The sequence below is a fragment of the Rhodococcus sp. NPDC049939 genome, assembly GCF_040656415.1.
Taxonomy (GTDB): domain Bacteria; phylum Actinomycetota; class Actinomycetes; order Mycobacteriales; family Mycobacteriaceae; genus Rhodococcus_F.
In genome coordinates, this window is sequence record NZ_JBFAMC010000002.1 from 201,869 (window position 1) to 218,174 (window position 16,306).

At 63.6% G+C, this 16,306-nt stretch carries 11 protein-coding genes; 8 read left to right on the top strand and 3 right to left on the bottom strand.

Features of this window, described 5'->3' with window-relative positions:
• Positions 1–52: 52 nt before the first annotated feature.
• The 3 genes from AB0I57_RS10300 to AB0I57_RS10310 all read left to right on the top strand — a co-directional run bounded on the left by AB0I57_RS10300 (position 53) and on the right by AB0I57_RS10310 (position 2,580).
• A complete protein-coding gene (locus AB0I57_RS10300; RefSeq protein WP_358333849.1) occupies positions 53–718 on the top strand; it encodes a hypothetical protein in 666 nt (221 codons plus the stop codon).
• Complete coding sequence (locus tag AB0I57_RS10305; protein ID WP_358333852.1) at positions 715–1,197, top strand: RDD family protein; 483 nt, start codon at positions 715–717, stop codon at positions 1,195–1,197. The genes AB0I57_RS10300 and AB0I57_RS10305 overlap by 4 nt, the downstream gene beginning before the upstream one ends.
• A 192-nt stretch (positions 1,198–1,389) precedes the next feature.
• Entirely contained in the window at positions 1,390–2,580 is a 1,191-nt protein-coding gene (locus AB0I57_RS10310) for an acyltransferase (protein WP_358333855.1), read from the top strand.
• On the opposite strand, the gene AB0I57_RS10315 is transcribed toward AB0I57_RS10310, so the two are convergent.
• From AB0I57_RS10315 to AB0I57_RS10325, 3 genes are all read right to left on the bottom strand, one after another.
• Complete coding sequence (locus tag AB0I57_RS10315) at positions 2,505–3,281, bottom strand: hypothetical protein (RefSeq protein WP_358333858.1); 777 nt, start codon at positions 3,279–3,281, stop codon at positions 2,505–2,507. The two genes, AB0I57_RS10310 and AB0I57_RS10315, sit on opposite strands and share 76 nt — an antisense overlap.
• Positions 3,278–4,288, bottom strand: coding sequence for a hypothetical protein (locus AB0I57_RS10320; RefSeq protein ID WP_358333861.1), 1,011 nt, complete (start codon positions 4,286–4,288; stop codon positions 3,278–3,280). The genes AB0I57_RS10315 and AB0I57_RS10320 overlap by 4 nt, the downstream gene beginning before the upstream one ends.
• A gap of 189 nt (positions 4,289–4,477) precedes the next feature.
• Positions 4,478–5,500, bottom strand: coding sequence for an FAD-dependent monooxygenase (locus AB0I57_RS10325; protein ID WP_358333864.1), 1,023 nt, complete (start codon positions 5,498–5,500; stop codon positions 4,478–4,480).
• A 53-nt stretch (positions 5,501–5,553) separates the two neighbouring features.
• Here AB0I57_RS10325 and AB0I57_RS10330 point away from each other — a divergent pair, with 53 nt between their 5' ends.
• From AB0I57_RS10330 to AB0I57_RS10350, 5 genes are all read left to right on the top strand, one after another.
• Positions 5,554–6,102, top strand: coding sequence for a TetR family transcriptional regulator (locus AB0I57_RS10330; RefSeq protein ID WP_358333867.1), 549 nt, complete (start codon positions 5,554–5,556; stop codon positions 6,100–6,102).
• Between the two features lie 302 nt (positions 6,103–6,404).
• Entirely contained in the window at positions 6,405–11,003 is a 4,599-nt protein-coding gene (gltB, locus tag AB0I57_RS10335; protein ID WP_358333870.1) for a glutamate synthase large subunit, read from the top strand.
• The gene (locus tag AB0I57_RS10340; RefSeq protein ID WP_358333873.1) at positions 10,996–12,450 is read left to right on the top strand and encodes a glutamate synthase subunit beta; all 1,455 of its coding nucleotides are present in this window, start codon (positions 10,996–10,998) and stop codon (positions 12,448–12,450) included. The genes gltB and AB0I57_RS10340 overlap by 8 nt, the downstream gene beginning before the upstream one ends.
• Positions 12,451–12,683: 233 nt before the next feature.
• A complete protein-coding gene (locus AB0I57_RS10345) occupies positions 12,684–14,468 on the top strand; it encodes an Ig-like domain-containing protein (RefSeq protein ID WP_358333876.1) in 1,785 nt (594 codons plus the stop codon).
• Between the two features lie 87 nt (positions 14,469–14,555).
• Positions 14,556–16,289 carry an Ig-like domain-containing protein gene (locus AB0I57_RS10350; RefSeq protein WP_358333879.1) on the top strand — a complete coding sequence of 578 codons (1,734 nt, stop codon included), beginning with the start codon at positions 14,556–14,558 and terminating at the stop codon, positions 16,287–16,289.
• The last annotated feature ends 17 nt before the right edge of the window (positions 16,290–16,306 follow it).

A 16,306-nucleotide genomic window follows, 5' to 3' on the forward strand; every position in this document is an offset into this window, starting at 1 on the left:
CGAAAACAGCGAACTGCTGCGTCGCAGGCATCAACCGGATTTGATAGTTGGTATGGACGGCGCGAAGCCCTCTGATCCGGCGCGTCTCGCACTCGGTGCCATCGCCACCGTGGGTGCGGGTTTTCGTCGATTGATCAGGTTCGGCCTCGATACGGCCCGGGGCGTACCCGGTGTCGATCCGGTGCTGGCCAACCTCGAAGACCGCGGCACCGAGGCACTACGCACGGCCGATGAACTTGCGGACCGTGTGCTGCACGCAGTGCTCCGAAAGGTCGTGCAGGTCGCGCTGCTCGAAGTGGACATCACCGCGATCGTTCGCGACCACGTCGATCTCGACGTGGTGCTAGAGGGCATCGACGTCGAGCGAGTCATCGACCGCATCGATGTGGATTCGATCGCCGAGCGTATCGACATCTCGCAGATTCTCGATCGAGTGGACATCGATGCGATCGCCGAGCGTATCGACGTCGATGCGATCATCGAGCGCGTCGATCTCGGTTCCGTGATCGGACGCCTCGACCTCATCGGCCTCGCCGACACCGTGATCGAGGGTGTGGATCTGCCGCGCATCATCCGCGAGTCGACAGGGTCGATGTCCAGCGAGGCGGTGCGTGGGGTGCGGAGCCAGGGCATGCACGCCGACAACGCCGTGTCGGGATTCGTCGGGAAGTTGTTGGGGCGCGCTCAGGAACAATCGGTGGAACCGGGCGAACGATGAGCAGGCCTGTTCGTCATTCCGCGGGCATCGTCACCCGAGGGCTGGCCGCCGGGATCGACCTTTTGGTCGCATCGGCAATGATGGGATTCATATATGTGGGTGCGTTGATCACGCAGCTGTTGTTCTCCCCGCAGGAATTTTCGTTTCCCGCCGGCAGCGTGGTGCTCTCGGTGAGCACCTTCATCTCGGTATCGGTGTTGTATCTCACAGCATGCTGGGCCGTCAGCGGCCGCACCGTCGGAGCGGTGACGATGGGTTTGCGGGTGGTGAGCCGCAACGGCGAGTTGATCGGCTGGCCGCGGGCCTTCCTACGCGCCGTGCTGTATGTGATGTTCGGGTTCGGGTTGTTGTGGGCTGCCGTCGACCGTCGGCGCCGATCGGTTCAGGACATCTTGTTGCGGACCGCCGTCGTCTATGACTGGGAGCCGGACCTGCATCTCGGCGAAGCCGCGCCGGGAACCGGGAAAACGACGGCGTGAACGCGGCCCCCTTGGAACAACAGTCGTGATGAACGATGAATCAACCCTTCTGACCGATCTCAAAATCGGACAAATACACCATTTCGCCCGAGCAGTCCTGGTAGATGATGTGCCCGGCAAAGATGTGGAAGCCTTCCTGAGATAGCTTCTGTGCGAGCGTCTCGTGACGCCGAGCAGTGAGGAGAAGGCACGGTGCATACCGATTCCGTGGGGGAGACCGCGCGGCGGTCGACGATCAGTTCGCTCACGGGGGTGCGGGCCTTCGCGATGCTCCTCGTGGTTGGGGCGCATGCCGGGTTCTGGACCGGGAAATACACTCCGGATTTCGTGGGCGCGGTGTACTCGCGCCTCGAGATCGGGGTCCCCATTTTCTTCGCCCTGTCGGGGTATCTGTTGTTCCGGCCCTGGGTGAAGGCTTTGGCCACAGGGGGTGAGGGTCCGGCGGTCGGCACCTACTTCTGGCATCGGGCACGAAGGATTTTGCCCGCGTATTGGATCGTCGTGATCGCGACGTACACGATCTACCTGTTCCGCGAAGCCGGCGACACCGGACTCGGGTGGGACGGGTTCGTGCGGAACATGACTTTCACGCAGATCTACGGCTTCGGTCATTTCCACGTCGGCTTGACGCAGACGTGGTCTCTGGCGGTGGAAGTCGTCTTCTACCTCCTCCTACCTCTGATCGCCTGGGCGCTGCTGGTCGTGGTGTGCCGCAGACGCTGGAGGCCGGGTCTGCTGGTGGTGGGGTTGTGCGTTCTGGCGCTGAGCACCCCGGCGTGGATCATCTTCACGCACAACGACACTCAGATTTCGTATACCGCACGACTGTGGTTCCCGGGTTTCTTCGCGTGGTTCGTCGGAGGGATGGTCCTGGCGGTCGCTTCGATGACGCTTCGACGCTGCAACCCCTACCTGTCGGGCGCCGGAGCACTCGTCTGCTTCCTACTGGCCACCACACCGGCGGCCGGTGAGGCGACGATTGTTCCCGAGGACGTCGGAGCGGCGATCACCAAGGCCTTCCTCTACCTCATGTTCGCGATGTTTCTGTTGGCTCCGCTGGTCATAGGCTCACACGACGGACCGTTCGGCTCGCTGTGCTCGTCGGCACCGATGGTGTGGCTCGGAGAGATCTCGTACGAGTTCTTCCTGGTGCATCTCGTCGTGATGGAGTTCGTTGTCGAGATGCTCGGTTACGAAACGTTCCAAGGTTCCGCGGTGGGCGTGTTCATCGTGACCACGGTGTTGTCCATACCTCCCGCTTGGGCGCTACACAGAGCGCTTGCGCGAATAATGGTTCGGCGCCGCGCTCAGACCGGTTCCGGGCGACCCTCGACCACTGCTGCCGCTGTCGCGCAGAGTCGCTCGTACGCTTCCCGGGTCTGAGGTGCCAGCAGATCGTGGCTGATGACGACACCTGTGCCCAGGTGTTCGTCATAGGGGATGGTCTCGATGCCCCACACCTGTCCGCCCAGGTATTCACGCAGGAGATCGACATCCACTTGCCAACCGGTGGCATCCTGATTCGACACGGTGACTATCGTCCGGGCAAGGCCTGCCTGACCGAGGGTTTCGCCGATCGACTGCAGCGCCGCGCGGAGACGGTTGAACGCGTCCGCTCGACACGGCACAACGAGGATGATCGGCGAGGGTGTGGCCAACAACGGGGCGAGGTAGGCGGCGCGGAATCTGTGACCGAGATCGTGGACGGCGCTTATGCCTCGAGAGTGCAAAGCGCTTGTAAGAGTGTAGTATTCGCCATCCACAGCGGTGTGATTACCGATGCGATTCAGGATGAGCGCCCCGGCGCTCGTGCGGGAGCAGTAGCTGTCGAACACGTCGCCCTGGACCGAACCCGTCGTTGCGGACGTCACCAACTGTTCCAGGCCGTTTGTCGAAAGGGCGGCATCAGCACCGCGTTCGGCGATATCACTACCGGCGGGGGTCGCATCGACTGCTACGGCGGAGCCTCCGAGTGCCGCGTTGGTGTTCGCGAGGCCGAGCGTCGTCGTGGTCGCTCCCGCCCCTCCGCACGCGCCGAGGACGAGCGTCGACACAGGAAGTGGTTGCGGCAATTCGTTCGTCAATTCGAGGCTCCAATAGATGTGATATAGGTCCGGCCGTCGACGTCCGCTGTGGTTACGACCTGTCTATATGTCTGCGTGAACCCGTCGGGTCGCAGTTCGGACAAGGTCACGGAGTAGCGGCCTGGTTCGGTCTCGGTGATGCTGAGGCAGTGCTCAGTGCCTTCGGGTAGCGAGTCGATGCCACCCTGGATGGTCTCGGCCGATCCCATCCGCGCGTCGGGTGCCGCGATTGCGCGGGCCTTCGCACCACTTCGTTCGACGTAGTACGCGTAGTCGAAGGCCAGGATTGCATCGGCGCCATTGGTGGTCCCGCCTGGCCCATTCCCGACGACCGTTGCACCGTCCCGTTCTTCGGCGCACCAGTGATCACTGTCATCGGCAGGTGGCGCCTCGCTGATTGGCGGCTCACTCGTCGGTGCCTCGCTTGTCGACGCACCACCCGATGGTGCATTGCCGGACGCCGCTTGCTGAGACGGGGCACCACCAGACGGCGCAAGGAACACGGCAGCCACACCGACAGTCGCGGCGACTGCGACGACCGCCGTCATGCCGATGACGAGTTTCCGTTTGCTGCGACGAGGGCGAACCGGCGACGTGGGGACGGGCTCGTCACTCGCCGACAACCACATCGGGGCCGGGGGAGGCGGAAGGTCGCGCCCCTGCTCCGCCGCGGGAGCGGGGGCCGCTTGCTCGTATTCAAGGGCCTGCTCGTATTCAACAGCTTGTTCGTGTTGAACGGGTTGCTCGTGCTCAACGGCCTGCTCGTATTCAACGGCTTGTTCGTGTTGAACGGCTTGTTCGTGTTGAACGGCTTGTTCGTGTTGAACGGCTTGTTCGTGTTGAACGGCTTGTTCGTGTTGAACGTCGTCTCGTGTCGGCGGCGCAGTCGGTGTGATCGGTGCCGCAGCCGGGGTGGCCGGTGCCGCAGCCGGAGCGAAAGGCGGAAACCAGTGTGAGAAGCGATCGACGGGAGCGCTGTCGTCATTACTGTTCGGCGGTTCTGTCACAGCTGAATCCTCCACACCTGGCTCCATCGCGCGGAGCCGACCCCGGGGCTTTTAGCACGCGAGCGATTCATATCACCTCTTCAGCGTCGCGATCGCCCCGTGATCGCCCCCGGTGTTACACCCCCAACCACCGTGGAAAAGTACCAGACGTGTCAGCTGCACCGCGATCTTCGTGCACCGCCATTTCGGTCAGGCCAAGCGTGCGGCCAACTTCACGGCGAGATCGCGTGTGGGACGCAAGTGCCGGGTCATCGCGACGGCGGACATGATCCGCGATCCGCGGACGAGTCTGTGCGTCGGACGGCGACGAGCGCGGTCGTACCGAAGGAGAGCGTCGCGAATGTCGTTGCTGTGGGTCAGGAGTCGTCCCAGGGTCGCTGCATCGACCAGCGCTTCGGATGCGCCGCGGCCGAGGTTCGGTGCCATGGCGTGCGCTGCGTCACCGAGGAGCGCTGTCCGGCCCGACACATAAGAGGGTAGGGCGCGGGATTCGTACAGATCGTGATGCAGCATCGCGTCGGGTGTCACCGCTTCGAGGACGGCTCCGACCTCGGTGTGCCACGTTCCGAACCGGCTCCGCAGGTAGTCGATGCCGCCGTCGAATCCTTCGTCCGCACGTACGCACGCGTACCAGTTGACCAGGTCGCCATCACGTGGGGTAATGCCGAAAAGCGCTGATTTGTCCCAAGTTTCGCTTGCTTCGTCACGATGCCCCGGAACCCACCCACGCCACGCGGTGACGCCGGTATACAAGGGCTCGTATCCGTCGCCGAACAGCTGTCGGCGGGTGGCGCTACGCAGGCCGTCTGCACCGATCGTCACGTCATGGCTGGTCAGCGCGTCGAGTGGCGGTGCGGGGGTGTCGAATGCGACGGCTCCGGTTGGCAAGGCTTCGTGTAGAGCAGCGAGCAGTGCGGGCCGCGACAGCATGTAGGTAGTTCGGCTCGTGTTGTCGATGGTCCCGATGACCGAACCGTCAGGCCGGAGGAATGACCCGCGGTGCGGTGGTGACCCCGCTTCACGCACTCGATCGCCGACGCCGACGGCATCGAGGGCGGTGAGTGCGTGGGGCCACATCCCGAGGGCGGTACCGGACGTGGGCAGATTCGGCGCACGCTCGAAGACTTCGACGTGCCATCCTGCGCGGGAGAGGAGGCCGGCGATGGCAAGCCCGCCGATTCCAGCACCGAGTATTGCTGCGGAACGAGTCATGCCGACAACGTACTACAGGTGTAGTGAAATTACTACACATGTAGTATCGACGTGTGGCAGGGAAACGAGACCAGGTGTTGGACGCCGCGATCGAGTTGGTCGGTACTCGTGGACTGCGCGCTCTCACGCACAGGGGCGTCGATGAACTGGCAGGAATGCCGCAGGGATCGACGTCGAACTACTTCCGAAGCAGGGGCGCACTACTCGAGGGGTTGATCACCCGATTGGGTGAACGTGATCGGGACGACTGGCGAATCCTGGCAAAGACGCCGCCGGAGAGCCGGGAAGAGGTAGTGAACGCACTGGCTGCGTTTGTGCGTTACGCCACTGGCCCCGATCGCGTGCGGACGATCGCAAGGTATGCGCTCTTCGTGGAGGCAGCGTCGACGCCCGGGCTGGAGACGATCATCCGATCGGTCCGGTCCGGGCTGGTCGAATGGGGGGCGGGCATGCTGGGACTGGTTGGATCGAGGAATCCGGCGGCCGGCGCGGCAGTGGTCATCGACTACGTGGACGGAGTGATTCTTCGCGAACTGGCCATGCCCGATCCTTACTTCGATCCGACTTCTGGACTCAGAGCGGTGCTCAGCGCGCTCGTTTGACATGTATGACTTGAAGCCGGGCAAAGTCCGCCCGAGTGAGCACCATTCGAAGAATGGATAGGTTAACCTAAATTGTGTTTCGGCGGGGGTTCTGACTTATCGTTTTCTGTACACATCGGACCCACGAAAGTCCGACCCGACCGAAAAGCCACGTCGCCCAGCGCGAGACCATACCCAGCGTGTTGCAATGGACGACAGCCGATCGGTGGTACCGATCACGTCGTGACGGTGCATGCATTGCAAGTTGATGGCCATCAGCGCTGCTGGTCGTCGGTGCATCTCTTGGCATACGAAGGCTAGGTATGAAGCAACTTCCAGGCCCTCAGGGGCTGTATCACCCCGCAAACGAGCACGATTCCTGTGGAGTCGCGTTCGTCGTGGACATGAAGGGCCGAAGCAGCAGAGACATCGTCGAGAAGGCGATCACGGCTCTGGTGAACCTCGAGCACCGTGGTGCCGCGGGCTCCGAACCCAATACAGGCGATGGCGCCGGCATCCTTATACAGGTTCCGGACAAGTTCTTCCGCGCCGTGGTCGACTTCCCACTGCCTGCAGCAGGAACGTACGTCACCGGTATCGCGTTCTTGCCGCAGAGCCAGGCTGACGCGCAGCGTGCCGCCGTCGCCGTCGAGGAGATCGTCGAGAGCGAGGGACTGAAGGTTCTCGGTTGGCGTGAGGTGCCAACCGACGACTCGTCGCTCGGTGCGCTGGCTCGCGACGCAATGCCCACGTTCCGGCAAATCTTCATCGGCAGTGAGAACGACGCTCTCACAGGACTCGATCTCGAGCGCCGCGCCTACATCGTTCGCAAGCGAACCGAGCACGAATTGGGCAGCGAAGGTGCAGGCCAGGACGGCCCCGGTCGCGAGACCGTGTACTTCCCGAGCCTGTCGAGCCAGACGTTCCTCTACAAGGGGATGCTCACGACCCCGCAACTCAAGGCGTTCTACCTCGACTTGCAAGACGAGCGTGTCGAGTCGGCCCTCGGCCTCGTGCACTCGCGCTTTTCCACCAACACGTTCCCGTCGTGGCCGTTGGCCCACCCGTTCCGCCGCGTGGCACACAACGGCGAGATCAACACCGTCACCGGAAACGAGAACTGGATGCGTGCCCGCGAGGCGCTCATCGAGAGCGACATCTTCGGTGGGCCCAGCGAGCTGGAGAAAATCTTCCCGGTCTGCACCAAGGGTGCGAGCGACACCGCGCGTTTCGACGAGGTGCTCGAGATGCTCCACCTCGGGGGACGCAGCCTGGCGCACGCGGTCCTGATGATGATCCCGGAAGCCTGGGAACGTCACGAGAGCATGGACCCGGCGCGCCGGGCCTTCTACCAGTACCACTCGTCGCTCATGGAGCCGTGGGACGGACCGGCCTCGGTCTGCTTCACCGACGGCACCGTCGTCGGCGCCGTTCTCGACCGTAACGGCCTTCGCCCGTCGCGGCTGTGGGTAACCGACGACGACCTGGTGGTCATGGCTTCCGAGGTCGGCGTCCTGCCGATCGACCCTGCCACCGTCGTCAGGAAGATCCGGCTTCAGCCCGGCCGCATGTTCCTCGTCGACACCGAGAAGGGTCGCATCATCAGCGACGACGAGATCAAGTCGGAGCTGGCTGCCGAGCATCCTTACCAGGAGTGGCTCGATCAGGCGCTGACCCACATGGATGACCTGCCGGACCGCCCGTACACCTACATGTCGCATGAACGTGTCGTTCTGCGTCAGCAGATGTTCGGATACACCAGCGAAGAGGTCAACCTCCTCGTGAAGCCGATGGCTGCTTCCGGCGCCGAGGCACTGGGTTCGATGGGTACCGATACGCCGATCGCCGTGCTGTCCTCGCGGCCGCGGATGCTGTTCGACTACTTCTCCCAGCTGTTCGCTCAGGTCACGAACCCGCCGCTCGACGCCATCCGAGAGGAGGTCGTGACCAGCCTCGGCGGAACCATCGGTCCGGAGCACGACCTGCTGCACCCCACGTCGGAGTCCTGCAGGCAGATCTACCTGCCGCAGCCGATCCTGCACAACGACGACCTGTCGAAGCTCATTCACGTCAACGACGACGGCGAATTCCCGAGCTTCCGCAGCGTCATCGTCCGGGGCCTGTACCCGGTGGCAGAGGGCGGCGCGGGCTTGCGAAAGGCCCTCGACGACGTCCGCTACCAGGTGTCAGAGGCGATCGCCGGCGGGGCACGCATCGTCGTTCTGTCCGACCGTGAGTCGAACGAGACATACGCGCCGATTCCGTCGCTGCTGTTGACCTCGGCCGTGCACCACCACCTGGTGCGCGAGAAGACCCGCACGAAGGTCGGTCTCATCGTGGAGTCCGGCGACGCCCGCGAGGTGCACCACATGGCGCTCCTGCTCGGGTTCGGTGCGGCAGCGGTCAACCCGTACATGGCGTTCGAGACGATCGACGAGGCCGTCAGCAACAACGAGTTGGACGGCATCACTCTCGACAAGGCCATCGCGAACTACATCAAGGCAGCGGGTAAGGGCGTGCTCAAGGTGATGTCCAAGATGGGCATCTCCACCCTGGCGTCTTACACCGGCGCGCAACTGTTCCAGGTCATCGGCCTGTCGCAGGAGCTGGTGGACGAGTACTTCACCGGGCTCAACTCGAGCCTGGGCGGTATCGGTCTCGACGAGATCGCCGCCGACGTTGCAGTCCGTCACTCCAACGCGTACCTGCCCCGTCCCGAGGAGCGCGCGCACCGCGAGCTCGAGGTCGGCGGCGAGTACCAGTGGCGTCGTGAGGGCGAGTACCACCTGTTCAACCCGGACACGGTTTTCAAGTTGCAGCACTCCACACGCACCGGGCAGTACGAGGTGTTCAAGGAGTACACGAAGCTGGTCGATGACCAGTCCGAGCGCCTGGCCGCATTGCGCGGACTCTTCGAGTTCAAGAAGGGTGTCCGCGAGCCTGTTCCGCTGGATGAGGTCGAGCCGGCCAGCGAGATCGTCAAGCGCTTCTCGACCGGTGCGATGAGCTACGGCTCCATCTCCGCCGAGGCGCACGAGACTCTCGCCGTTGCCATGAACCGGCTCGGCGGCCGCTCCAACTCCGGTGAAGGTGGCGAGGATCCTGCACGTTTCACCCGGGATGAGGACGGCGAATGGCGTCGCTCGGCGATCAAGCAGGTGGCGTCCGGGCGCTTCGGCGTCACGTCGCACTACCTGACCAACTGCACCGACATCCAGATCAAGATGGCGCAGGGAGCCAAGCCTGGTGAGGGCGGCCAGCTTCCGGCGCACAAGGTGTATCCGTGGGTGGCCGAGGTCCGGCACTCCACGCCAGGCGTCGGACTGATCTCGCCGCCGCCGCACCACGACATCTACTCGATCGAAGATCTCGCGCAGCTGATCTACGACTTGAAGAATGCCAATCCGGAGGCCCGCATTCACGTGAAGCTGGTCTCCGAAGTGGGAGTCGGCACCGTTGCCGCAGGTGTGTCGAAGGCGCACGCCGACGTCGTGTTGATTTCCGGGCACGACGGCGGAACTGGCGCTACACCGCTGACCTCGATGAAGCATGCGGGCGCCCCCTGGGAGCTCGGCTTGGCCGAGACTCAGCAGACGCTGCTGCTCAACGGTCTTCGCGACCGCATCGTCGTTCAGGTGGACGGGCAGCTCAAGACCGGTCGCGACGTCATGATCGCCGCACTGCTCGGTGGTGAGGAGTTCGGATTCGCGACCGCCCCACTGGTGGTCTCGGGCTGCATCATGATGCGGGTCTGCCATCTCGACACCTGCCCGGTGGGTGTCGCCACGCAGAACCCCGTTCTGCGCAATCGGTTCACCGGCAAGCCCGAGTTCGTGGAGAACTTCTTCCTCTTCATAGCCGAAGAGGTCCGTGAACTGCTGGCCGAGTTGGGTTTCCGTACCCTCGACGAGGCCGTTGGGCGCTCCGATGTCCTCGACACCACGAAGGCGTTCGAGCACTGGAAGGGCAGCAAGGCGGGCAACCTGGACCTTTCTCCGATCCTGCATCAGCCGGAGTCGGCGTTCATGAACCAGGACCTGTACTGCACGGGTACCCAGGACCACGGACTCGACAAGGCCCTCGACCAGCAGCTGATCGTCGCGAGCCGCAATGCTCTGGACAAGGGCGAGAGGGTTGCGTTCGAGTCGCCGATCACCAACGTCAACCGCACGGTCGGCGCCATGCTCGGCCATGAGGTGACCAAGGCGTACGGTGGTGCGGGCTTGCCCGACGACACGATCGACATCACATTCACAGGTTCCGCAGGCAACAGCTTCGGCGCGTTCGTTCCCAAGGGCATCACCCTTCGTCTGCACGGCGACGCCAACGACTTCGTCGGCAAGGGGCTGTCGGGTGGACGTCTCGTGGTACGCCCACCGCTGGAGACAGCGCCCGGTTTCGTAGCCGAGGACAATATCGTCGGCGGAAACGTGATCCTGTTCGGTGCCACGAGCGGTGAGGTTCTGCTCCGCGGCGTCGTGGGGGAGCGGTTCGCGGTTCGCAACTCCGGCGCCACAGCAGTGGTCGAGGGAGTCGGCGACCACGGATGCGAGTACATGACGGGCGGCAAGGTCGTCATCCTCGGCGAGACGGGACGCAACTTCGGGGCTGGAATGTCCGGCGGTGTCGCATACGTCTACAACCCCGAGAAGGGGTTCGAGAAAAATCTCAATACTGAACTGGTGGATCTCGAGGACCTCACGGGTGATGACTTCACCTGGTTGAAGTCCGCCATCGAGCGTCACCGCGACGAGACGGGCTCAGAGGTTGCAGCGCGCATCCTCTCCGACTGGTCGCAGCAGGTCGTTCACTTTGCAAAGGTGATGCCCCGCGACTACAAGAAGGTGCTCTTGGCCATCGAGGCCGCGAAGAAGGATGGAAAGAACGTGGACGAGGCAGTGATGGAGGCAGCTCGTGGGTGATCCAAGCGGCTTTCTGAAGCACACGTCACGCGAACTTCCGGTTCGCCGACCCGTGCCGCTGCGCCTGCTCGACTGGAAGGAGGTCTACGAAGCCGACTTCTCATCGGACACCCTCGAGACCCAGGCCAGCCGGTGCATGGACTGCGGTATCCCGTTCTGCCACAACGGCTGCCCACTCGGGAACCTGATTCCTGAGTGGAACGATCTGGTGTATCGGGGCCGTTGGCGCGACGGCATCGAGCGTCTTCATGCCACGAACAACTTCCCGGAGTTCACCGGGCGGCTGTGCCCGGCACCCTGCGAGGCGTCCTGCGTCCTCGGAATCAACCAAGACCCGGTAACGATCAAGCAGGTCGAGGTCGAGCTGATCGACCGCGCCTTCGACGAAGGCTGGGTCAAGCCGGTGCGCGCCACGAACTCGACGGGCAAGAAGGTGGCCGTCGTAGGTTCCGGTCCCGCGGGTCTCGCTGCAGCGCAGCAACTTACCCGTGCGGGCCATATGGTCACCGTTTTCGAGCGCGACGACCGCATCGGTGGACTGCTGCGGTACGGCATCCCCGAATTCAAGATGGAGAAGCGCCACATCGATCGCCGTCTGGATCAGATGAAGGCCGAGGGGACCGTCTTCAAGACGGGAATCGAGGTGGGCGTCGACATCACCGCCGACGCTCTGCGGGAGCAGTTCGACGCCGTGATCTTGGCAGGCGGTGCCACTGTCGCCCGTGATCTCCCGATCCAGGGCCGCGAATTGAGCGGCATTCACCAGGCGATGGAGTATCTCCCGATTGCAAACCGAGTGCAGCTGGGCGACCTCGAGGAACCCACGATCACCGCAAAGGGCAAGAGGGTGGTGATCATCGGTGGAGGTGACACCGGCGCGGACTGCCTGGGAACCTCGCACCGTCAGGGTGCGGTGAGCGTTCACCAGTTCGAGATCATGCCGCGGCCTCCGGAGACGCGCGCCGAGCAGACGCCGTGGCCGATGTATCCACTGATGTACCGTGTCGCCTCCGCCCACGAGGAAGGCGGCGAACGCCTGTTCTCCGTCAACACGGAGAAGTTCGTCGGAGTCGATGGCAAAGTGACCGCGCTCGCGGCTCACGAGGTCGAGATGAAGGCGGGCCGCTTCGAGAAGGTGGAGGGCTCGGACTTCGAGATCGAGGCTGATCTCGTGCTGCTCGCGATGGGCTTCGTCGGAGCTGAGAAGCCGGGCCTCCTAACCGATCTCGGTGTCGATTTCGACGAGCGGGGCAACGTGGCCCGCACGTCGAAGTGGGCGACCAACGTCGACGGCGTATTCGTGGCCGGAGATATGGGACGTGGGCAGTCCCTGATCGTCTGGGCCATCGCCGAGGGCCGTTCTGCAGCGGCCGCAGTTGACGAATTCCTCGAGGGCTCGACGGCGCTGCCTTCGCCGATCGTGCCCACCAGCGCACCGCAGCGCTGACCCGAGGGAGTCTTCGAAAACTAACGAATCAGGGCCCGATTTCACCCGAGTAAGCGGGGTGAAATCGGGTTCTGGTGTGTGTTGGACCACAATTTTGGACGTTCGACCAGCACTTTTTTGGACAATTGACCAGAATCGCTGCGGTGACCGCGGGTTTGCGGTTACCCTCCCTGGCGATGTGATCGAGGTCAGCCCTGCTGAGTTCGCGGGGGTGGCAAATCCGAGGAGGATCTTTGCGTTCGTCAACCCTGCGCAGATTCGCGGCACCGCTGGTTGCGGGCATAGCCGCGGCGGGACTGATCGTGGTCGGTTCCGGCACGGCTGGCGCCCAGGAGGCACCGCCGCCGCCATCGAGTAACACCCTCAACGACGGTCGGCTGAGGCTGGAGAAAGAGGTCGTCGGCGACAACGTGGTGCATCCCGGTGACACCGTCACGTACAAGACCTCGGTCAGCCACAACGGCGGCGGGATCCGGTTGTCACTCCCCTGGATCCGGGACTATCCGCCGGCTGGATTCGAGTTGATCAGGGACAGCGTCAAGGTCCGGTACGACAACTCCTGGAACAAGGCGAATCTCAAATACAAGACCGATGGTGGGGTGGCCGCGGAATGCAAGAGTGACTGCACCTTCGTCGTCGGTGGATTCGACCTCAACGACCACGAGGTGATCACCCTCGAGGCGACATACCGCGTCCCTGACGACATCGTCCTCGGGGAGTACGACAGCGGCGCGAAGGTGTCGGTCAGGACCTGGTCCGGTGACCGGGGCAGCAAGAACTTCGGGGTGTTCGTCCGGGTGGACGATCCGAACGACCGTACGGCGACGACAGTGTCGGTGCCGGCGACGGCGGAGATGGGTACTCCGGTCGATTTGGTTGCGACGGTTGACCCTGACAACGCATCCGGTCGAATTCAGTTCAAGGACGGCGAGACCGATATCGGAGCCCCGGTCGATGTGGTGGGCGGGGTGGCAACCCTGACGCACACGTTCGATGTCGCGGGTCCGCGTGAGGTGACCGCGGTGTTCCTTGGAAATTCGGGCTTCTACGACTCGACGTCCCCGTCACAGACCATCGAAGTAACCGCCGAAACCACGACCGACCTGCAGGTGTCGCAGAATCCGGTCCTCGTCGGCGAGAATGTGACCGCTACCGCGACCGTGACCCCGGCCAACGCCCAGGGGCAAGTCCAGTTCAAGTTCAACGGCGCCAACTACGGTGCGCCGGTCAACGTCGTGAATGGCGAGGCCAGCCTCACTCGCTCCTTCCCGGAGGCCCAGACGTACAACGTCGTAGCCGAGTTCCTCGGTGCGCCGGGCTACATCGGCTCGGTCTCGGCGCCTGTCGACGTGACGGTGGAAGACGCGGAATGGGGTACGACCACCACGGTGATCGAGCCTGTGACAGCTGTGGCCGGCACCCCGATCAACCTGTCCGCCACCGTGTTGCCGATCCCGAGTGGCGGTGACGTGAAGTTCATCGTCGACGGCGTCGAGGTCGGTTCTGCAGCGGTCGGGAGCGGCGACGGCGTCGCGGTGCTGCCGCACACCTTCGCCACCGCTGGTATCTCGAGCGTGGTCGCCGAATTCGGTGGAACTACCGGGTACATGCCATCCACCTCTGCTGTTTTCGCAGTCGCCGTGACGGATCCGGAGCCGACGCGTGAAGAGACGACCACCTCGCTGAAGGTCACAGGCAAGACCGAAGTCGGAGAGGAATTGAGCTTCGAGGCAACCGTCGACCCGACAACTGCGAACGGAACCGTGGAATTCAAGGCAGGCACGGTCCTGCTCGGTACGGCGGACGTGGAGGGCGGGGTCGCGACCCTGACGCACACCTTCGATCTCAAGGGCACTTACGCGGTGACCGCGAACTTCGTTGGCGGTGAGGGATTTGCGGACTCGGTCTCCGGTCCCGCTGTGCTGAAGGTGACCGAGCCCGACGATCCGTCCAATCCGGGCGACCCTTCTGATCCGGGCGGCAACAGCAGCCTCAGCACGGGTTCTCTCGGAGGCTGATTGGTTCACCGCCTGCCCTGGATGCGAGAAGTGCACCCCGGGGCGGGCGGAGACCCAGCGCGCCACCCCACCATCTCAGGAGAAGTAGTGAAGCAAAGCGGAATACGCAGGCTCACAGCCCCGATCAGCATCGGTGCTCTCGTCGGTGCCACCATGCTGACCGGGATACCCGCTCAAGCCGAGACCACGACCACCAGTTTCAAGACCACGTGCCGCGTGACGCCGTCGGTGTCGGTGGTGGATCCGATCAACGAGTCACAAAACAACGCGGTCACAGTCGAAGCGCCGGCGAGCGTCAATGCCGGTGAAGAGTTCGAAGTGACCATTCAGCCGAGCCCGATTGGCTTCCCCGGCGACGCATCGGTAGCCACCGTCGAAAACGTGTCGCGGATCAAGATCGATATGTACGTTCCGGACAACGCGACTCTGCTGTCCAAGGAGATCGTCCCCGGCACCTCGGCCGGACTCAGCGGTACCGAACCGAACATCCTGCGCATCAACTCAGACGGTGACCTGGATAACGAGGGCAACATCCTGCGGCTGTCGGGTAACAACAGGACGATCGGCAACAGCCCTAATTCGAGCACCGACAGCACGGGCGGCATCCAGGTGAAAGCGACGGGCAAGAACGTCGATGGGACCAACAGCTCCAACGGTTTCACCTACTTTCAGCTCCCGAAGGTCAAACTCCTGCTGGAGGCGGGACAGTCTGGAGCCGTGGAGGTGAAGCTGCGCGCAAACGGTGTCGCGGGCAACTTCGACCACAACAAGAACTTCCTGACGTTCCTCGCCAAGGCGAAGGCCGTGGGGATCACCGCGTGGGCGCCAAGCCGCTGCACCCCACGAAACAGCAAGAACGCAGATCTCAACGCGGGTGCAGGCCCGCTGGCCTCGGTGAACATCATCGAGGAAGACAAAGCGACCTCGACGACCCTCTCCGGTCCCTCTGCGGCACTGAACGGTGCGCCCGTCACCCTCACCGCGAACATCGACCCGGCTCCGGGCGGCGGAACCGTACAGTTCTGGGACGGTGTGACGCCGCTCGGTGATCCTGCCGATGTCGTCGGCGGCGAGGCGTCCATCACGCATGCCTTCGACTCCAACGGAGACCATACGGTCAGGGCGGAATTCCTTGGCGCCAGCGGATACACAGGTTCGACCTCTGAGTCCAAGACGATTTCTGTGAGCGCCTCGGAAGCGGAAACCAGCATCGACGTGACCTCTCCGGCGAAGGCTTACGTCGGGCAAGACGTCAACCTGACAGCGCAGATCACACCTGCCGTCCAGGGCGGCACCGTGGAGTTCGAGGTCGACGGCCAGACGCTCGACGCCGAGGTCGGCACCGATGGCTCCGCGGTCGCGCCGTACACGTTCACCAATACCGGAACCCACCGCGTCATCGCGCGGTACTCCGGAACGGACGGCTTTGCCGGATCGGTTTCGCCGGCGTTCGCGGTCAGTGTGACCGACGCACCGGCTGAGGATGTCGAGACCACTACCGTGCTCGATCCGATCGGCACGGTGACCAAGGGCGACCCGGTGGAGCTGAGGGCGACAGTCGATCCGGCAAATGCCCGCGGCCAGGTCGAGTTCAAGCTCGGCAACACTCCGCTCGGCACGGTCGATGTGGTGAACGGTGTCGCTACGCTGCCGACGACCTTCTACAACTCCGGGACCTACAGCGTCACGGCGGAGTTCATCGGGGCTGAGGGCTTCATCGACTCAGCCGCCACGCCGCAAGAACTGATCGTGCCCGGACCGGTCGATCCAGGACCGGGCGATCCGGGCGAGCCAAGCGGAAGCTCGGCCTTCGGGTCCTGATTGCTGTAGCCAAGCAT